The organism is Parabacteroides sp. ZJ-118, from assembly GCF_011038785.1.
Taxonomy (GTDB): domain Bacteria; phylum Bacteroidota; class Bacteroidia; order Bacteroidales; family Tannerellaceae; genus Parabacteroides.
The window spans coordinates 15715-35648 of sequence record NZ_JAAKDT010000008.1 but is presented as its reverse complement, the minus strand read 5'-3'; the positions used below and the strand labels follow the sequence as shown (position 1 = coordinate 35648).

8 protein-coding genes and 1 pseudogene are annotated in these 19934 nt (G+C 51.4%); 1 reads left to right on the top strand and 8 read right to left on the bottom strand.

Going from position 1 to position 19934, the window contains the following annotated elements; translation table 11 throughout:
• Positions 1-38: 38 nt before the first annotated feature.
• On the top strand, positions 39-5153 hold the full coding sequence (locus G7Y39_RS04005) for a C10 family peptidase (protein WP_165155302.1): 5115 nt from the start codon (positions 39-41) through the stop codon (positions 5151-5153).
• Between the two features lie 187 nt (positions 5154-5340).
• Here the strand turns inward: G7Y39_RS04005 and G7Y39_RS13860 are convergent, their stop codons facing one another.
• From G7Y39_RS13860 to G7Y39_RS03970, 8 genes and pseudogenes are all read right to left on the bottom strand, one after another.
• Positions 5341-6111, bottom strand: coding sequence for a phosphatidylinositol-specific phospholipase C/glycerophosphodiester phosphodiesterase family protein (locus G7Y39_RS13860; protein WP_370520355.1), 771 nt, complete (start codon positions 6109-6111; stop codon positions 5341-5343).
• 168 nt (positions 6112-6279) lie between these two features.
• Positions 6280-6957: pseudogene (locus G7Y39_RS13855) on the bottom strand (metallophosphoesterase); the annotation flags it as partial.
• Positions 6958-7082: 125 nt separating this feature from the next.
• Positions 7083-8711 (bottom strand): trehalase family glycosidase, encoded by a 1629-nt coding sequence (locus G7Y39_RS03995; protein WP_165155298.1) that lies wholly within the window; start codon positions 8709-8711, stop codon positions 7083-7085.
• 39 nt (positions 8712-8750) lie between these two features.
• Positions 8751-9899, bottom strand: coding sequence for an alkaline phosphatase (locus tag G7Y39_RS03990; RefSeq protein WP_165155296.1), 1149 nt, complete (start codon positions 9897-9899; stop codon positions 8751-8753).
• A 27-nt stretch (positions 9900-9926) separates the two neighbouring features.
• On the bottom strand, positions 9927-12800 hold the full coding sequence (locus G7Y39_RS03985) for a GH92 family glycosyl hydrolase (protein WP_165155294.1): 2874 nt from the start codon (positions 12798-12800) through the stop codon (positions 9927-9929).
• 160 nt (positions 12801-12960) lie between these two features.
• Positions 12961-14592, bottom strand: coding sequence for a RagB/SusD family nutrient uptake outer membrane protein (locus tag G7Y39_RS03980; protein ID WP_165155292.1), 1632 nt, complete (start codon positions 14590-14592; stop codon positions 12961-12963).
• Positions 14593-14633: 41 nt separating this feature from the next.
• The gene (locus G7Y39_RS03975) at positions 14634-17753 is read right to left on the bottom strand and encodes a TonB-dependent receptor (RefSeq protein WP_241159959.1); all 3120 of its coding nucleotides are present in this window, start codon (positions 17751-17753) and stop codon (positions 14634-14636) included.
• Between the two features lie 1153 nt (positions 17754-18906).
• The gene (locus G7Y39_RS03970; RefSeq protein WP_165155290.1) at positions 18907-19887 is read right to left on the bottom strand and encodes a FecR family protein; all 981 of its coding nucleotides are present in this window, start codon (positions 19885-19887) and stop codon (positions 18907-18909) included.
• Between the last annotated feature and the right edge of the window lie 47 nt (positions 19888-19934).

Below are 19934 nucleotides of genomic sequence, written 5' to 3'. Positions count from 1 at the left end.
AAAAGTGATGGAATACATTTATTTAAATTTATATGCTTATGAATACATCTTTACGAAGATTCAGTTTGAGGTTGTCGCTGGTAGCGATGATCTTGTGCTTGTACGCCGCCTTGCCGGGGCAGGGCTTGACGTGGGCGGAACGGATTGACGTGGCCACGGCCCGCAAGGTAGCGGAGAGCGTGGCGCAACGAGAAGGCGCCATCGGCGGCCTGCGCTCGGCAAGCGAGCTGGCGTTGGTCTATGCCGCGGCCCCCGGTCAGAGCGGCTCGGCCCTGCGTAGCGGGCAGGTGGAAGGCGCGGCCGACTATTTCGTGTTCAACTTCCCCGGCGGGAAAGGCTTCGCCATCGTGTCGGGCGACGACCGCGTGCGCCCCGTCCTGGGCTACTCCGACGAAGGCAGCTTCGACCCCGACAACCTGCCGGAGAACCTCCGCGGCTGGCTGGCCGGCTATCAAGACCAGATTACCTGGGCGATAAGCAAGGACATCGAAGCCACCCCGGAGATCGCCGCCGAGTGGAGCCGCCACATGAGCGGTACAACGCTGAGAGCGACGGAGGGAATAGTACTTCCTACCGCGAAGTGGAGCCAATATGAGCCGTACAATCTGCAGACGCCTATGATAGATGGAAAGCATGCTGTTACCGGTTGCGTGGCTACCGCAATGGGTATTATTATGAAATATCATGAGCATCCCAAGACGGTAGTGACAAATGGTGTCTCCACCTACACTGTGAATGAGCAGAAATATGAGGTCTCATACGCTCCTTATCTATGGGATAATATGCCTTTGGAATATATCCCCGGCAGTTATACGGAGGATCAGGCCAATCAGGTGGCGGCCTTGATGTGGAACATCGGCGCGAATGTCAAGATGGTTTATGGTTCGGGAGAAAGTTCTGCCTACACCACGGATGCAACGACGGCCTTGCGCGATGTATTCGGATATAGTTTACAGATGAAAGCCTTATATCAAAGGGAAGAGGAATATTCTTGGGAAGAGTGGACGTCTATATTGCGTAATGAATTAGATAACCGGCGTCCGGTGTTGTATTCGTCTTCGACAGAAGAAAACGTAGATCCACTCAATGGTAAAGGACATGCGTTTGTATGCGATGGTTATGACTCTTATGGTCGATTCCATTTCAATTGGGGCTGGGGAGGTTTACATAACGGGTTCTATCTACTCTCCTCATTAGATCCTCAAAATGATTCGTATTGGGGAGGATATAATCAAAAGCATAACATGATAATAAATATAAAGCCCAATAATCCGGAAGAGAATACCTCTTTTCTTCAACTACAAACGTCTCTCTTTAACGTGGATTTCATGTATAAGAGTTGGTTAGAAGCATGGGACGGAGGTGTGAATGGTGCTCTTGTCAGTGGAGGGAATATCCCGTTTGAAGGGTATGTCGCTCTCGTGTCAGTGGATCAAGAAGAAAATATAGTAGAGGTTTTGGATATGCGGGATGATTATAAACTGACGTTTGATGAATACCACGCTGGTGGCATTACCACACATGTAACCTTGAAAGACCCCGATGTGTGTCTAATGCTTGCTTATTCATCCGATAAGCAAGATTGGAATTTAATACGGGGAGCTACACCTGAAATTGCCTACAAATGTAAACCTCAGGAAGGACCTATCTCTGATTATCCCATATACTATGATTTGGACACATGGAAACCTCGACATATGGGTTTTGAAGCCAAAGTCATAGGAAAACTCGAATATGGAAAACCCGGTACTATTCAATTAACACCGTTAGAAGGATTCGCGTTACCTGAAGCAAAAGATATTAGTATGCAGATAGGATATTGGAGTGCTCTTATACACGATGCTCCCGTAACCGAACCTTTCGACCATTATGACGATATCTATTGGGATAAGAATACGGGAATTATAACGATACCCTTTGTCTCAGGACCTGTTTCGATTCTTTGTCAGCGCCCACAACAAGTGGTTACAGATGAGGAGATGAGGGATTTAGAAAGTACAGAGATTTCGTCTCTTACTTACGTGCTCAACGGAGAATCCCATGAAATGAAGTTAAAAGGCTGGGATTCTTATACCGTGGTGCTTCCTTCTGATATACAGGATTCTCCTGAGATAACATTAAATGCAACGGCTTCCAATTCTGGGGCCCAAGTTGAGATAACAAATCCAACCTGGATTGAGGATACCGCTGTCGGGACTATTACAGTCACTTCTAAAAATGGATGTAATAAAACAATTTATAATATAGCGTTTAAACAAGTCTATACTTCCCCCGTTAAGCCAACTCATACGATTACGGCTGTCAGACTTGATAATTTAACTACTTCACCGGATCTTTCTACGGTTCAAAAAGTGAAGGAGGGAGATTCATTTGAGTTCACTTTAATTCCTGCAAAGGACTATCGTTTACCAGAATCTATCACGATATTAAATGGTGAAACACCTTTAACACAAGGGATAGATAAGGATTATACGTATGATAAAGCTACAGGTAAAGTTGTTATTAAGGCCGTTACGTCTGATTTAAAGATCACAGCTTCTGGTATAGATGATCATCATTATGAGGTCTCTCTTGATCTTGAGTATTTGTCTTCTGATCCACAATCCTATGCGCCAGTGTTGACCGGAGAAAAGATCGAGCTTATACTTAAGCCACAAAAGGGCTACAACCTTCCGGCATCCATCACGGTAACGATGGGTGGCAAGACTTTGACCGCAGGAACGGATTATACCTATAGCAACGGCAAGATCCATATCCCGGCCGTGACCGGTAATATCGTAATCGAGGCCAAAGCTGAACAGATTACGCATACAGTCTCTATCCAGCAGCAAGACAATTTGGATGTTAACGTGGCTAAAGAAACCTCCGTCACGGAGGGCTCCGGCTTTGCGGTTAAATTGACCGCTAAGGAAGGCTATCTGCTGCCGGAGACAGTGACAGTGAAAGCAGGTGAAACGGAACTTACGGTCGGTACGGACTATACCTATACAGTCTCTGAGAATCGCAAGAGCGGAGAGATCAAGATCAATGCAGTCAATAGCGACTTGCAGATCTACGCCATCGGCGTTCCGGAGCCTAAGATCTTTACGATCAAGCAAGAACTCTCGCACTTGACATCTGACAAAGACAACGAGGTGAAAGTGACGGAGAACTCTGAGCAGGCCAAGGACTATACAATTACCCTCAAACCCGAAGCGAACCACAAGCTGCCGGATGCCATCACGGTCCTGAAGGGCGAGACACCGCTGACACAAGGTGCCGATAAGGATTATACTTACGACAAGGAGAGCGGCAAGGTGGTAATATTCTCCATCACCTCCGACCTTACGATACAGGCTACCGCCTTGGATGACAGTGATATACAGGTAGTATTTGACCTGGATGGCGTGGTAGCCACTCCCTCTTCCGTAGGTCCGTTTAAGATCAATACACAACCTCAGTTCGAGGTAGCCTTTACTGCCTCTGAAGGCTATGAATACGATGGCGCGTTCACTGTGAAGATGGGAGATAAAGACCTAGCCGGTACAGAGTATACATACACGAATGGAACATTCACGCTGAACGTACCTCTGACGGCAACCTTGACCATCACCGCCAACGGCACAAAGAAGCAATACACTTTCAGCGAGGAGGCGGTGAAGAACCTGACCGTCACTTCGAAGGTGAATGCCGTGACCCATGGCGATCCGTTGACATTCACACTGGTGCCGGATGATGGTTACAACCTGCCGGAAACTGTCACGGTGAAGATGGGAGGCAAGGCATTGACAGAAGGCTACACCTATGATAAGGCAAACGGTACGGTTTCCATCGCTAAGGTGACCGGAGACGTAGTGGTAACAGCCGAGGGTGTCTTGAAACAGTATGACGTGACCCTCCACCTGACGAACCTGACCTCCACCTCGAAGGTGAATGCCGTGACCCATGGCGATCCGTTGACATTCACCCTGGTGCCGGATGAAGGCTACAACCTGCCGAAAGCTGTCACGGTGACGATGGGAGGCAATACATTGACAGACACCTATAAACAGGCAGACGGTACGGTCTCCATCACAGAGGTGACCGGAGACGTAGTGGTAACAGCCGTGGCAGATAAGATCTACAAAGTCGAGGAGGAGGTGACGAACCTGACCATCGAAGCTTCGAAGGATACCATCGTGAAAGGTGAGACCTTCACCGCTACGCTGAAGAAGGCTAAAGGTTATAAGCTTCCATACGCGATCAAGGTAACAATGGGTGGCCGGTTATTAAAGCAGAAGATGGGTAATTTAAAGGCCGCGATTACTGAATATTATACCTATAATAATGAGACAGGAGAAGTTAAGATAGAGAATGTTGACGGGGAGATTGTCATCAAAGCCAAGGGGATCCAAGAGGGCTTCTTCGAGGTAGTGCTGAACCTCACCAACCTCACCTCCGCTCCCCCCTCCTTCGAGCCGAAAGCCCAGGATGAGAAGGTCGAGCTGACATTAACCGCATCCTCCGGCTACGAGCTCCCGTCCGGCATTACCGTGGTGATGGGCGAGAAGGCACTGGACGCCGGTACGGATTATACGTACGACCGCTCTACCGGCAAGTTCTCGCTGGAGAAGATCACCGGTACGCTGGTCATCACGGCTTCCGGTTCCCGTATCCCCGATCCGGAACCCGAGCCCGAGCCTACTCCAACCCCTGTCCCCACCCCTGTCACTTACACCGTGACATTGCCGGTTGTGGAGGGCGCTACGATCGCGGCCACAGGTTCTACGACCGTCGAGAAGGGGAACAGCCTCTCCTTTACCGTGGAGGTGAAAGCGGGTTACAACGCCGACAACATGGTGGTGAAGGCCAACGGCACGATACTTACGCCGGACGCCGCCGGCCGCTATACGATCGCCGACATCCGTAGCAACGTGGTAGTGACCGTAAGCGGTATCGTGAAGGGGGATAGTCCGACCGCCAACCAGGAGATCGAGGCCGGTGAGTTGCGTGTATGGGCTTCCGGCAGCCGCCTGTTCATCCGGACTCCGGAGGCCGAGAGGGCTTACATCGTTACCTTCGACGGCCGTGTGTACAAGACCTTGTCCTTGTCTGCCGGCGAATACTCGGAGCAGATGCCGCAAGGCTCTTATATCATCCGGGTAGGCACGCGGTCCTATAAACTGAGCTTCTAGACACAAAGCGGGGTGTGCCCAAGAGGGTACACCCCCCAAAAAAACCTCGGGAGGTGTGGCGAACACCGGTATATACCGGCTTGCCACACCTCCCTCTTTTCTATCCTTGGAGAGCTGTTTCCGGCTCTCCCTGTATATCAAGATCCCCGTAGGCTCTCTCTTTCCTGCCGGGGCCGGCACAATCGATCTATTGCTCGTTCAAGACGTTGTATAAGCCGTTCAGGTTGTCGGCGCCTACCAGGTCTACGCCCTCCTCGATGAAGAAGCGCTTGAACGCCTCGGTATCCGGAGCGCCCCACCAACGGAACAGCTTTCCCTCGTCGTGGACTTGCCGGATGATCTCGCGCATCTTCCGCAGCTGGTCGGCAGGCATCTCGCCGTCGCCCTCCCAGGTGAAGAAAGCGGCGTAATTATCGCTTACGACCGGGGCGAGGGTGGCCGGGATGCCTTGTCCCAAGTCCTTGATCTGCCCATCGAGGAAGGCGAGGCGGCTCTCCTCCTTCGGCAGGCTCTCCTTCGGACGGTCGCCGGAAAGGAAGAAGAGGACGGCGCCCTCTTTATATACCCCCTCATCGACGGAGCAGAAGTACTCCTTGTAAGGCTCCATCTGCTTCTTCAATACCTTGTACATCGCCTCGCCCTCTGCCTTGCAATCCACCATCAGGTAGAAAGGACGGTCGCTGCCGGGATAGACCTTCCCGCCATTCGCCTGTATACGGGCCGCGAGCGGTTTGAGGTAGAGGTTCTCGAAGGTGATGGCCGGGTCGGGCTCCGGGCGGTCGTGGGAGACGTACAGCTCGCCGTCGATCAGCCACAGATCGGCCTCCACGCAATTATACCGGAAGGCCAAGGCGTCCCGCAACGGGTTCTCTCGCCAATAATCGTTGTGGGAGAACGCGTTGTAATGGATCGCTTGATTGATCCGGCGGGGAAGGGTATCGTTCAGGTAAGGGCCCACCACCTCGAAATGGCCCGCGTCGTCAGTCCAGCGGCAAGTCGCCGCGGCGACGGCGTTATCCTTTATGCGCAATACGGCGAACGAGCCGTTGCCATCCTCGTCCGGCCAGGCGTTGTTCACCTGGTAGATCGGATATCCCCGGTAATGGCGCAAGGAGGGTTCGTGCGTATGGCCTACCAAGAAAGCGGCTACGTTGTACCGGTCCAGCAGGTCGAACAACCGGTTGCGGGCCTCCTGCGGCCACCATTGGATCGCCCAAGGGTCTACGCCGTAATGCTGGATGTAGACCACCGGGTTGCCCGCGGAGGCATATCGCTCGAGGTCGTCCGCCAGCCAGTCGAGATTGCTCTCGCAATAGGCGGTGTCGCCGGAGAAGCGTTGCGCTTGCACGAAATGCACGTCGCCGATATTCCAGGAGTAACTGCGGCTGGACGGGTGCAAGCTCAGGATCTCCTTCCTCGCCAGCTTATCCTGCAGGATAGAATCCAGGTAATGCAGGGAGAAGGCGCGGCCGGCCAGGTTGTCGGCACCCTTGTCGGATACGGCGGGATCGATGTCGTGATTGCCGAAGCCGGGATACACGGGGAAATGGATGGTCTTCTCGCCCGGCCCGGTCTCGTATCGCTCCCGGTAAAGGGAGAGGATCTCGGGACGGGCCTTGTCGAACATGTCTCCGGCGATGATCACGCCATCCACGCGTCCGATCGTCTCGCCGGCGATGCCGGGCGCCGCGTCCGCCGGGAAGGTGAAATGACCGGGCAGGCGGTTCATGGTGACTACGTGGTAATACTGGTCGCTCTCCGGGAGGAGGTCGAAATGAAGATCGCCCGCTACGACGACGGTCATGTCGCGCTCCGGCCGGTCGCCCCTCGGGGAGGCGCAAGCCGTACAGAGGACAAGGGTGGCGATGGATAAGGATCGAATCTGTTTCATCATATAGGAACTGTTTTTGAGTCTGGATGTTGATGCGCTTATACGGTCTGCGTGCCGGGTTTTACGTGAGCCGTCTTCTGCTTGTCGCCCCACGAGACGGTGAGCTCCAAGGAGACGTCGCTCGTAATTTCCACCTCCGGCTCTTGGCCGGCGGAAGAGCGGGCCTTGACCTTGATCGCTACCAGCCCGTCGAGGCCGAACGGATAGCGGTCGATGCCATACGCCTCCGTCAGGTTCACGTCTACGGTCAGTCGCTTCTCGTACACATTGGAGCGGATGCCGAAGATCTGCTCGATCAAGCCGGCGATCGGCGCCAGTCCGCCCCAACCGACGAAATCCCGGCGGGCCATGAAGCCCGGCTCCTCATGCTCCGGGGCGTAGTATTCCCAGAACGTCCCGGTCTTCTTATATACCTTGAGGACGTTATCGTAATGGTTGCGCGCGATCTCGTAAGCCAATTTACGATAGCCTTGTTGCAGCAGGCCGGTAATCACCATATAGTTCGCCCCCGGCCATACGCCCCCCTGCCAGTAGCGGCCGTTGTCCTTGTATTTGGGATGGTTGGCGGCAAGGGAGGGGACGCGGTGCAGGCGGTTGAAGGTCTCCTTGTTGTCCAGCTCGGCTACGAAGGCGTCCATGCGCTCCTTGGACAAGACATCGGTCAACAAGGCCCAGTACGCGTAGATCCCCTTGGTGGAGGAGAGGCTCCCGTCGGCGTATTGATCGAACAGGAAATGCGCCTTCTCGTCCCACAGGTGCTCGTTGATATACCTCTTCAGCATCTTCTGCTCGTCCTCGAACTCCTCGATCTCCTGCCAACGCTCCAGGTAGAAGCCCATCTCAAGCAGGTGCCCGGCGGTGAAGTATTGTTGCAAGCAGACGTCCAGCCAGATCATGTGGCCGTGGCTGTAGATCGGGTTGTATTTCGGTTCCACCCGGGGCATGTTGTCCATGCCGGTACCCCAGCCGCTGGTCCAATACGTGCCGTTACGCCACGTATGGTTCAGCTTCAGCCATTTGTAATACGCGCAAAGGGCCGGGAAGATCTTGTGCAAGCGGTCCATATCGCCGAACTGCTTGTAATAGACGATCTCGCTCCAGGGAAGGATGTTCGGGCCGGTACTGGTCGGGTCGTAACGCTCGAAACAGTCCGCCCCGTCCGCCTTGATCTCCCGGCAGATGAAACCGTCCGGATGCTGTTTGGCGTAGAAATTATCCAACGTGCGCTGGAAAGGGAAGAAGCGGGTACCGAAACGAGCGAACATCATCATGAAGGCGGAGTCCCACATGAAGATGTTGCCGTTGTAGGCGACATCGAGGTAGCTGCATACGAAACCGGAATCCGGCTCCGGCGCCTTGATGTTGCCGATGCCGATCTGCCAAGCCTTCCAGTACATCTCGATCTCTTTCTCATGCCCGCTCCAGGTCGGGTTCGGGAGGATCTGCCGGGCCTCCTCGAAGGTGCCGGGAACGATGGTCTCCGGCCTCGCCGTCCGGAACACGTTTTCCGTCACGAAGGGTTCCTTCAGGTAGGTGTTCTTGTAAGGCAGGTTGTATTTGGGTCGTTTCTCTTCCGTCTTCTCTTGCGCCAAAAGGCTCCCGGCGGGAACGGAGGCCGCGCCTGCCGCGAGAAGGGATTGCTTTAAGAAGTTTCGTCTTGTTGTCATGCTTTATGCGATTTATAGGTGGGGATGAATACGGTTTGATTATAGGTTCAGGAGCTTTTTGATCTTCCAGAAGATGTCCGTGTTCTCGAAGATACCCGAGAAGTGCTCGGAGCCCGGGCCGAAAGCGTAGACGGGAACCATGACGCCGCTGTGGCTGCCGGTGGAGAATTTACAGACGATACGGCCCTCGTTCAGGTCGCCGTCCACGAGGGTCAGGCCACCGGTCTCGTGATCGGCGGTTACGACCACCAAGGTCTCCCCGTCTTGGGCGGCCCATTCGAAGATGCGCCCGATCGTACGGTCGAAATCATGCGTCTCTTGCATCAACAGGTCGATATCGTTGAAATGTCCGTAATCGTCCAATTGGGAGCCCTCTACCATCAGGAAGAAACCTTCCGGGTTCTGTCCCAGCAGATCGATCGCTTTCATCGAGGCACGCGCCAGGAGGTCGCCTCGTTTGGCGGGAACCGGGGTGTCTACCGTATCGGTAACGCAGAATACCTTGCCTTTTTGGATCTTCGCCAGCTCCTCCCAGCTACGGGGAGTCTGGTAACCCTTCTCCCTCAATTCCTTGAACAGATCACGTCCGTCCGCACGGTTCTCGAATAGCTTGGAGCCACCGCCGAATACGTAGTCGACGCCGCAGTTCACGTAATCCGCCGCGATCTCGGCCTCGGCGTCGCGATCCGTATTGTGGCAGCAGAAGTCGGCGGGAGTAGCGTCCCATAGCCGGCAGGTAACGGCGATGCCGCTCGACAGGCCCTTCTTATTCGCCAAGGCAGCCAGAGATTCCAAGGGCTTGCCTTCCGGGTCTACGCCTACCATGTGGTAGTTCGTCTTATGGCCGGTGGCCAGCGCCGTGCCTCCGGCTCCGGAGTCGGTGATGAGGCGGTCGGCGCAATAGGTTTTCGAGAGGCCGGTGTATTGGGAATTGTCCAGCCAGAGTTTACCCCGGTTGGCGGTCCAAGCGGAATACATGTGCATAAGGCTCATTCCGTCGCCGATCATCAGGATCACGTTCTTTACTTTCTTCCCGGTAGGGGGGACTAATTTCTTTACCTCGTATGGCTTTTCCAGTACATACGTTTGCTCTTTATCTCGGCGGCTTTGTGCCGCAACTTCCGGAACGATCGGGCCGGACAGCAGGAGGGCTAAGGCCGATAGCACGGATAGAGTTGTTCTTCTCATATGATTCAGTGTTTAATGATAGGTCTATCAATTTATATAAAGGTTTTCCGTAGGGATCGCGTCCGGCTGAGACATGCTTGGCGTACGCCAGTTCCAGCTGAGGTGCTCACCTTCGTAATCCTCGAAATAATGCAAGGCGAAGGGGTGGTAGCCTTTTTGCAGGGGGATACGTCCCGTCGCGTCGATCGCGGCGTGGGAGGCATCATTGTCTACGACCTTCTCCTTGCCGATATAAAGGACGCTGCCGTCGTCTGAGCGGGTACTGAACTCGTAGACACCATCTTCCGGGGCGTATAGATATCCGGTGAAGATGTAGCCGAAATGATCCGGCTGCTTGGCGTTCGAGATAGAAGGCTCCGGCATCGTCCCGCTCTCGACTACCTTCGCCTTTGGCAGATCGGCTACCCATTGGAACGCTCCTTCGTAGTAGGTGTAAGCTACCCCATGCTTCGTAGGCCGGATGGATAACGCGGGGCGTAATACGGCTTTCGTCGCCTGGATCGAGTACGTACGGCTGGGCGCGAATCCCTTTTTATATCCCTTGGCCTTGATCGTCGCGGTCTCTTTCAAGACGAGTGGCTCACTGTATACAGGCGCGTTCTCGTCCGGCTCCGATCCGTCAAGTGTATAATGGATAACGGCCTCGGGTGTCGCGGATCTTAGCTCCGCCGAAACCTCGCCTTCAAACAGATCCAGGTCATTCGCTATGTAGGGGATGGAGACGGTGGGCTGTTCCGTATAGGAATAGGGAGCGCATTCGGGAGCGGTTCCCCAACGCTTGTCCGGTGTCGCCGAGAGCGTAAACGCCAGTGTGCCTCCTTGCATCAATTGGTCGTACGTGATATAGCAGTACTTGATCTCTTCTCCATTCAGCGATACGCTCGTGATGTAGGTGTTCTTATCCGGCTGGTTCGCCGTGACCGTAAGTCTCTTCCCGTTTCCAAGTCTCACGGTCGCTTTGTCAAAGAGCGGTGTAGTCAGGATAAACTGGTTGCTGCCCGGGCAGACGGAGTAGAAGCCCAGGCTGCTCAACAGGTACCAGGCGGACATCTGCCCGCAGTCCTCGTTGCCGACAATCCCCTCGGGCGTCGGTTGGTACATCTCGTCCAACAAGCGACGGGTCCATTCTTGGGTTTTCCACGGCTCGCCCACGTAGCTGTACAGGTAAGCCATGTGGTGGCTGGGCTCGTTGCCATGCGCGTATTGACCGACCAATCCGGTAACGTCTGCCAGATCACCGACTACCTCGGAGGTGACTGTGAACAGGCTGTCCAGGTCCGCGATGAACGCCTCCTTGCCCCCGAACAACTGGGTCAATCCATATACGTCATGCGGCGTAAAGAAACGATACTGCCAAGCCGTAGCCTCCGTATAGGAACGTCCGATGGCGAATGGATCGAAAGGTGCCTCCCAATTCCCATCCTGCCGTTTGCCCCGGAAGAACCGGGTACTGCCGTCGAATACATGGATAAAATTCCGGGAGCGCTCGATGAATGTCTCATAATCATCCATATGTCCTAAAGCTTTCGCCATTTGCGCGATACACCAATCATCGTAGGCGAATTCCAATAAACAGGAAACCGATTCTTTCTTGATATTCGCCGGGATGAAGCCCTCCCTTATGTAATAATCCGCTCCTTTCTGGTTCTTCTCCGCCGAGATTTTCATCGCCTCGAGAGCGTGTTCCGCGTCATATCCGCGAATGCCCTTCAAATAGGCGTCCGCTATAATCGATGTGGAGTGATAACCAATCATGGTTCCGGTCTCGCCCGCCGATAAGGGCCACAACGGAAGCTCGCCGCTAGCGTCGTACATATCCAAGAGAGACTGTATCATATCATTCACCAAGGTAGTATCCAGTAAAGTCATCAGCGGATGCCAGGCCCGGAAGGTATCCCACGTGGAGAAGGTAGAGAATTGGCGGCGGCCTGTCGGGAGCGTCGCTACGCTCATGTCGTGACGGCGGTATTGTCCGTTCGCGTCGCTCGCTATATTCGGGATGATCTTGCTATGGTATAGCGCCGTATAGAAATTCGCGCGCTCGGCTTCGGTGCCTCCTTCTACCGTGATAGCGTCCAACTCTTTTTCCCAGTCGGAGCGTGTCGCCTGATGGATGGCATCGAAATCAAAGCCATAGGAATCCGTCTCTTGCTCAAGGTTCAGGCGGGCGTTCTCCTCATTTACGATCGATACCCCGACTTTGCAGACGACAGGCTCCCCGGTGGCCGTATCGAAGGTAAGTACGGCTTGCCGTTCGGAAGGCTGTTCCATGGAAGAGAAGGGTCGCGAGAACCGCGCTACAAAGAAGACATATTGATTGTCTACCCAGCCCCGGGTACGTCTCATACCGGTAAGCTCATTCTCCCCGGTTCGCTTTACCCAGCCTTCGTACATATATTCGTTGTCCAATGAATGATCCATATCGACCACCAGCGTAGCCTCTGTCCCTTTTTTATAGGTATATCGGTGTATTCCGACATGCGGGGTCGCGGTAAGTTCCGCCAATACGCCTGCCTCCCTGAGATTCACCGAGTAGTAGCCCGGAGAGGCCTTCTCGTCCGAGTGAGAGAAGGCTAAAGGTGTCCGGAGAGACGGACGGAACAGGATATCGCCAAGGTCGATACATCCCGTACCGCTTAAATGGGTATGGGAGAATCCCATTAAGGTGGAATCGCTGTAATGATAACCGGAACAGGCGTCCCAGTTCCCTTTCCGGGTATCCGGACTGAGCTGGACCGCTCCGTAGGGAGCCGTGGCCCCTGGATACGTGTGTCCGTGAAATCCCGTGCCGATAAATGGATTCACGGAATCGATGGGGGATTGTGGCGCTTGGCTACAGGCCGTGAATAAGGCTATCAGTCCCGTACACAAGCAAGAAGAAAGCGTTTGAATGAATCTCATGGTGTTCTTTTGTTAATATTATAGTATACAATTGGCAAGGATAAACTACCTATCTGAGATATGCGTTTTTACCCGGTAGGAAATAACACGGGCTGTCTCAGGAAATGAAACAGCCCGTAATTGAATCTTATTCGTACCTGGATCGGTTTAAAGGAACCGGTTAATATCCCTCGTTCTGCTTCAATTGACCGTTCGATTTAGTAACCTCTTCACTCGGATACGGGAATACCATCATATACGCTTGATAGGCGTTTTTGTTGGTGTAATCTTCGTAGCCAATCACCGTGAATGGGGATTCCGGATTTGCCCGGTCTTCATATCTGCGGATACGCGGGTGTGCGTTCAACTCTTTATCGGCCAGTGCCTTTATGTCGGCATTGGAAGAACGGTTCCAACGCTTTAAGTCGAATAGATGATCTGTAAACTCGAAAGCCAACTCACAACGGCGTTCGTGATATAGATCTTTCATCGTGGCGGTGCCGGCAAGCGGTGTCAAATTGGAGCGTAGACGGATGCGGTTGATGTCTGCGGTCGCTTTATCGGCTTGCCCTGTCATTAAATAGGCCTCGGCACGGAACAATAACATTTCCGCGAAACGGATGATCGGGAAATTGACACGGGTTGTAGGCCAGTTGCCGTTGTAACTCACGGCTCCTTCTTCTACAGGGTCTGAGTATTTGAATGCGTCCATGTATTTATTGATCATGAAACCAGCCTCAAGGTCGGAGGTAGACCAGAATTTACGTGTCTCGCCAAAGAACGTGAACTCTTGGTTGTATTCCAAAATAGAGTGCACCAAACGGTCATTGCCTTTACCATCTTTCACCATTTCTTCGTAGATGTCGTAAGAAGGCTTCATCTGCCCCCAACCATTGTATTTGCCCCAGCCTTTGTTCTCTAGGACAACACCCGGGAATTCGGAACCACCCGGTATCGCTCCACCGATGCCCGGAATGCTCCACAGGTATTCGGCGTTCCAGTAATTCTTCAAGTCTGACGAGAAGATCTCGGCGAATGTCGGAGCTAAGTCCCGATTGTAATTGCTCTCCAATTGATTGACCATCTCGATCACGTTGTTCCATTGGCTAGCATCCCAGGTAGCCCAGTAAGCATACGTTTTCGCTTTGAACGCCACGGCAGCGGCCTGGTGTGCCCGACCGCGGTTGTCGGAATCATAGGACTCGAACCTTGGCAGGTAGGCGATCGCCTTGTCCATATCTTCGATAATCAGTTTGTAATTATCCATAACGGTAGCCTGCTGAGGAGGTATGGAGTTGTCGTAATCGCCGGGGAAGTCCTCGTAACGCACAAAAGGTACTCCTTGTTTATCCGTACCGTATCGATAGGCGATCAGGTAATGTGCCCAACCGCGGTTGAAATAGGCCTCGCCCAAGCTGCGTTTTTCGATAGCGGTCAGCGTTGTCTCCTTCTCTTTCTTCACTAATTCCTGGATGATCCAATTCGCGCGAGACATGGTAGAATACATACGGCCAAATACGCTTCTCAAAGGAGATTCATCACCGGTATAGGCTAAGATCGCCAAAGAGTTATAACCGCGTGTACGTCCCCAAACGATGTCGCATGCGGCTCCCTGCTCCCAAAATAACTCACGGCCGTAACAACCTTCTTGGTGGAATCTTTCATACAATCCGTCAACGGCATCAATGGCTTGTTGGTCATTTAGAAAATAGGCGGTTGTAGCCGCGTCTCCTTCCGGCTGAACGTCGAGGAAGTCGCTACAAGAGCTACAAACCAATGCGGATAATGCTAATGCTGTAATATATCTTTTCATTTTGATCCTTTGTTAATTTGAATATTATTTAAAACACCCCATTAGTATGTCAACTTGACTCCTACAGAGAATATGCGTGAGACCGGATACTTCAAGGCATCCCAACCACCGGTTTCCGGATCCATTCCTGAATAGTCCGTGATCGTGAAGAGGTTCTCACCGCTAAGGTAAACCGACATCATGCTGTTGCGTTCTTGCAAGTGAGCGCATTTCCGGATAACATCACTCAAATCATAGGATACGGTGAAGTTCTTCAAACGCAAGTAAGAAGCATTCTCCAGATACCAATCTGACGGCGTACTAAAGTTGCTATTCGGGTCGTTCTTCGATAAGCGTGGAATGTTCGATCCTGTATTCGATGGACTCCAGGCGTTCATGATCTCTCTTGAACGGTTGAAGTTCCCTTCTACATCGCTTAAGGCCATATATTTACCTACATATAAAGCTTGTGCTCCACCTACGCCTTGGAACATCGCGCTTACGGAAAGCTTCTTCCAAGTGAATCCTCCGGAGAATGAGAATGTCGTTTCAGGTGTAGCGCTACCGCAGTACTGACGGTCTTCATCATTGATTACTCCATCACCATTGGCATCGACAAACTTCAAATCGCCGGCCGTAGCGTTCGGCTGGATTCGTTTCCCGTCTTTGTCTACATAAGCGGCGGCCTCCTCGTCGCTTTGGAAAATGCCATCAGTCTTGATCAGGTAGTAAGAGCCTAAAGGTTCTCCTTCCGCGGTCTGATACATGTAAGGAAGGTTACGATAACTACCATCACCTGTCCAAACCCCCGGAGTCCCGTCTGAGTTCTTTACGCCAATATCAGAAACCCAGTTCTTTAAATAAGAGAAGTTCCCGGAAACGAAGTACGACCAATCTTTATTTACTTGTTGGTTCCAACTGACTTGCGCTTCGAAGCCCCGGTTACGGATCTCGCCTTGATTGACTAACATGGCATTGATACCGATCGTTCCCGGCCAGTTCATCGTTTGCGACTGGATCAAGTTGAACGTGCGTTTGTCGAAATAGTCGAATGCCATGCTCAAGCGATTATCGAACATGTTTACATCTAGACCTAAGTCCCATTGCTCGGAAGTTTCCCATGTTAAGTCGGGATTTAACGCGGTAGAGTTATAGACGAAGTTTCCCCAAATCTTGTTCGATTCTACGCCATACTGCGCTTGTTCCGACCAATAAGTCTTACCTAATAAGGCTGATTTATAATTGTAACCGATAGATCCCAGATTTCCGACACGTCCCCAAGAAGCACGGATCTTCAACAAGTTCAGTGTCTCGCTCTTCGGGAAGAAAGATTCATTGGAGATTTTCCATCCGGCTGTTACGGCAGGAAAGTCGCCATAGTTATTATCTTTGGGTAGACGGCCTGCGTAATCACGGCGCCAAGAGGCTGTGACGAAGTAACGATCGTTGAATGAATAAGCCAGACGGGCGATCAAGGATACGTTTGCGTCAGGGCCGGTCAAATAATCGGTCGCGGAAACGGAACTCGCGTAGGATAGATATTGTAAGTAAGCGGATTCGTCAGATAGATCTTTTCCATTGGCTTCTAACCCTCGCTTGCTGTAATGATCGGCCGTAGTGGAGAGTAAGGCACCCACGGTGTGCATGTCATTAAACGTATGGTCGTAAGTCAATGTGTTTTCCGTTTTCCATGCGTCCGCACGGTAAGTCGTTTCATCCAGAGTATTTGTCAAGGAGGGTTTTCCCACCTCGTCACGGATCGGGTCGAAGTTCTTATATAGATTATTCTTCAGGTTGTAAGTAAAACGGCTCGTGAACTTCAAACCGGTAACGATATTGGCTAGTTCCAGACTGGTCGTACTCCAGATGTCGCTGGTTCGGTTATAGCGGTTCTCCGCTTCCAGCAAGCGAACCGGATTGACAGCGTCTCCGTGGATATCAGCGAAGTTGGAGCCATATTGAGCGATATAGTCCGGGTCTTCGGTCGTTGTTCCCCCGTAGGTACCATCCAGCGGATTGTAAACCGTAGCGCTGGCAGGCATATACATGGCCGCTGAGACAACTCCCGTATAACCGCTGTCGGTATCCTTTGAACGGCTTTCGTTGTTCTTCCAAACCACGTCTTCGGTGATGGTCACCCATTTATTCAATTTGAATTTACCGTTGTAACGAAGTGAAAGGTTCTTGTTGAAAGTATTGATCAATACACCTTCATCGTCATCGTATGCGAACGAAATACGGTTGGAGGCATTCTCGGAACCAACATTCAAGGCAACGTTGTGGCGTTGATAGAAAGCGGTACGGAATATCTCATCCATCCAGTCGGTACGTGTGGTACCTACCCATGGGTTTTTGGTCAAGTCCCAACCGGTCGGCAATGTAAGACTTGCGTTTGCGTAAGACAGTTTTCGCATCTCGAGCTCCTCTTCCGCGTTTAACGGCTCGACTACGTTGCTGGCTTTACGAATACCGAAAGTCGCGTCATAGCTCAACGAGGTCTTGCCCTCTTTCGCCTTCTTGGTGGTTACCAAGATAACACCACCGGCTCCGGATTGCGCTCCATAGATAGCGGCAGAGGCGGCATCCTTCAAGACGACAATCGTTTCGATATCATTCATGGAGGCGATGGGTGCGCCGGGAACACCGTCGACAACCCACAATACGTTATCGCCATTCTGTGAACCCTGTCCGCGAATCACGATCGAGGGTGTAGCCGTCGGGTCTCCACCGTTCGCTTGTACGGTAACACCCGCTAACTGTCCTTGCAACATACTTTCGGTAGAGGTAACCGGACGGGCCACCAAATCCTCTGTATTATTTAACACACCTACAGAGGCGGATAAGTCTTGTTTACGTTGTCCGGCACCGTAGCCTAATACCACTACTTCATCCAGTTTCTGAGTATCTTCATTCAGTATGATGTTGAAGGTATTCTTTCCACTCACCGAGATGCTTTGTGTCACGTAACCGATATAGCTGATCTCTAAGGTGGCGTTTTCCGGGACCTCTAATTGGAAATCACCGTCCAACCCGGTGATTACGCCGTTTGTAGTTCCTTTTACTATCACGTTCGCTCCGATGACAGGAACGCCCATCGGATCCTTAACGATACCGGAAATCTTTTTTGTACTTTGTTGTGTAGCGTTCGCCTTGGCCAATGGCTCTTTACCGGAGTAGAGCATCACGATCCGGTCTTCAATCTTGTACTTGATCCCGGTACCACGGAACGCTTGGTCTAGAATAGCTTCGATCTTTTCATTCTCTGCTTTGACCGACACGTTGTTTACTCGTAAAGATTCCAAAGATGTATCGTATGAGAATACGATATCCGTCTGTTTTCTCAGGGAATTAACCACTGCTTTGAGTGTGGCGTTGTTGAGTGAGAACTCAACGTCAAACCGTTGGTCAAATGCACTGGAAGTCGGAGCGGCTTGAGCTCCCGCGACCATACAGCATAAAGACATCCCTACGCATAAACGTTTGACGGAGGTAAAATCATAAAAACTTTTCTTCATACTTTTGCTGTTTTATGTAAGATTAACACACAAATTAGATCCCGAACCCGGTTCCTCATGAACTTTGGGATTTGTGCACATTGTTATTGGGCGCAAAATTCGATAATCTTTGTCATACGCTCACAAGAACCAAGGTTAACAAAAGATGAATAAAATATTACAATCATGTTACCCTCGGTTTAATGTGCTCAGCAAAGAATTGTCGTTCCCTCCGTTCACTTGCTATAATACAATTGGCAAAATGAAACTACCTATAAAAGAACGATCTTTTTTTAGGATTTATAGAATCCTTCATCTCGCGATATTTTGAGTAAATTCTTTTATCGATAAGACATCCAAGTCGCCCTATTCCTTTCTTTATGATTCTTTTTATAGGCAAATCGTGACAGCGATATTCCTGAGATTGGCCAAACCGGAAGCCGAGAGGAGCCACAAAACGCGCTTTTAGGTGAAAATATACCCATTTTCAGGCACGAAAAGCGGCGAAAGGCTACGCGTACAGTTGCGTTGGGCATCGTAAACCATCATGAATAGGGTTGTCAACAGCCGTGAATAGGCATCGTAAACCAGTCAGAAGCCTGTCGTAATCCTATGGAATCGCCCCAAGAGGTCAATGGATATGCATTGGGATGAATGATTTTCGCTGGAATGAAAGGGTGTTTTTTTGCATACAGCTAAGGATGAATTAATTAAATATATTTTAACGTGGATTTGAAGAGGCCTTGTCCCTTGGCCCGGAAGAATCGATTCTCCGGGACTTCCGTTTACAGATTGTCAAATTGTCAAACTGTCAAATTCCTCATCCAAATGAGGATACGATTTACCGCTGAGGCTGAATACTAGCGGATATTCCGGTTATGTAAAAGAGTTGTTTCAATGCGGCCTCGACTCCTTTTGAATGCTTGAAAGAGAAGTTGTAACGGCGATTTTCCAGCGAGGCGGTATTCATTTGGATTTTTACTTGATAGGTCTCCTCCAGGCATCTCAAAATCTCCTTGACCGCGACATTCGATAGCGATATCAAGCCAAAGCGCCATGAGGTAAGCGCATTTACATCTACCTCCTCGATTTCTAGGTTCCCGGTCTTTTGTGAATATAGCGCCTGCTGTCCCGGGGTCAATACGGCAAGATTATTCCCGGATGGATCTTGTATCCGTACGGAACCGCTCATTAGGATCGTCTTGCAAATACCGGCTTCCTCGTCCGTATTAATCCCGAATGAAGTGCCTAAAACCTGTACTTCATGTAGATTTGTTTGAATAACAAAAGGGTGGGAGGGATCTTTCGTGACATCGAAAAAAGCTTCTCCGCTTAGGCATACCACACGTTTTCCTCCGGTAAAGACCGAGGGAGCGGTTAATACGGTGCGGCTTCCGAGCCATACGACCGTCCCGTCGGAGAGATGGATCATCTTCACGGAATGGCCGGTTGCCTCGTTCGTATAAGTGACAAGGTTATTACCGGGATTGGCCACATCTCTCGGATGGGTGATATATAGACAAAATAAGCTGACACAAATAAATAAGAGAGCGGCAATACTGGCGCGTCTTAACCGGATGTTTAGGATTGCCCGCTTGGAAGAGTGTGGAATAGAGTCGATTCGTTTATTCATACGTGCGAGTGAATCTTCTATTCCTTCCGCATTGATCTTATTGGTTACTCGTTGGGCATTCCGGATCGCTTTCAGATCAAAAAAATAGGTACGATTTTTGGGAGACTGATTCAGCCAGTCTCTCAATCGCGCCTTTTCTTCTTCTGTCGCTTTACCAGATAAATAGGTGTATATAATAGAATCGTCCATCTCGAATATAAACTCTCTCCTTTGCACTAAATACAATCATTCAACCC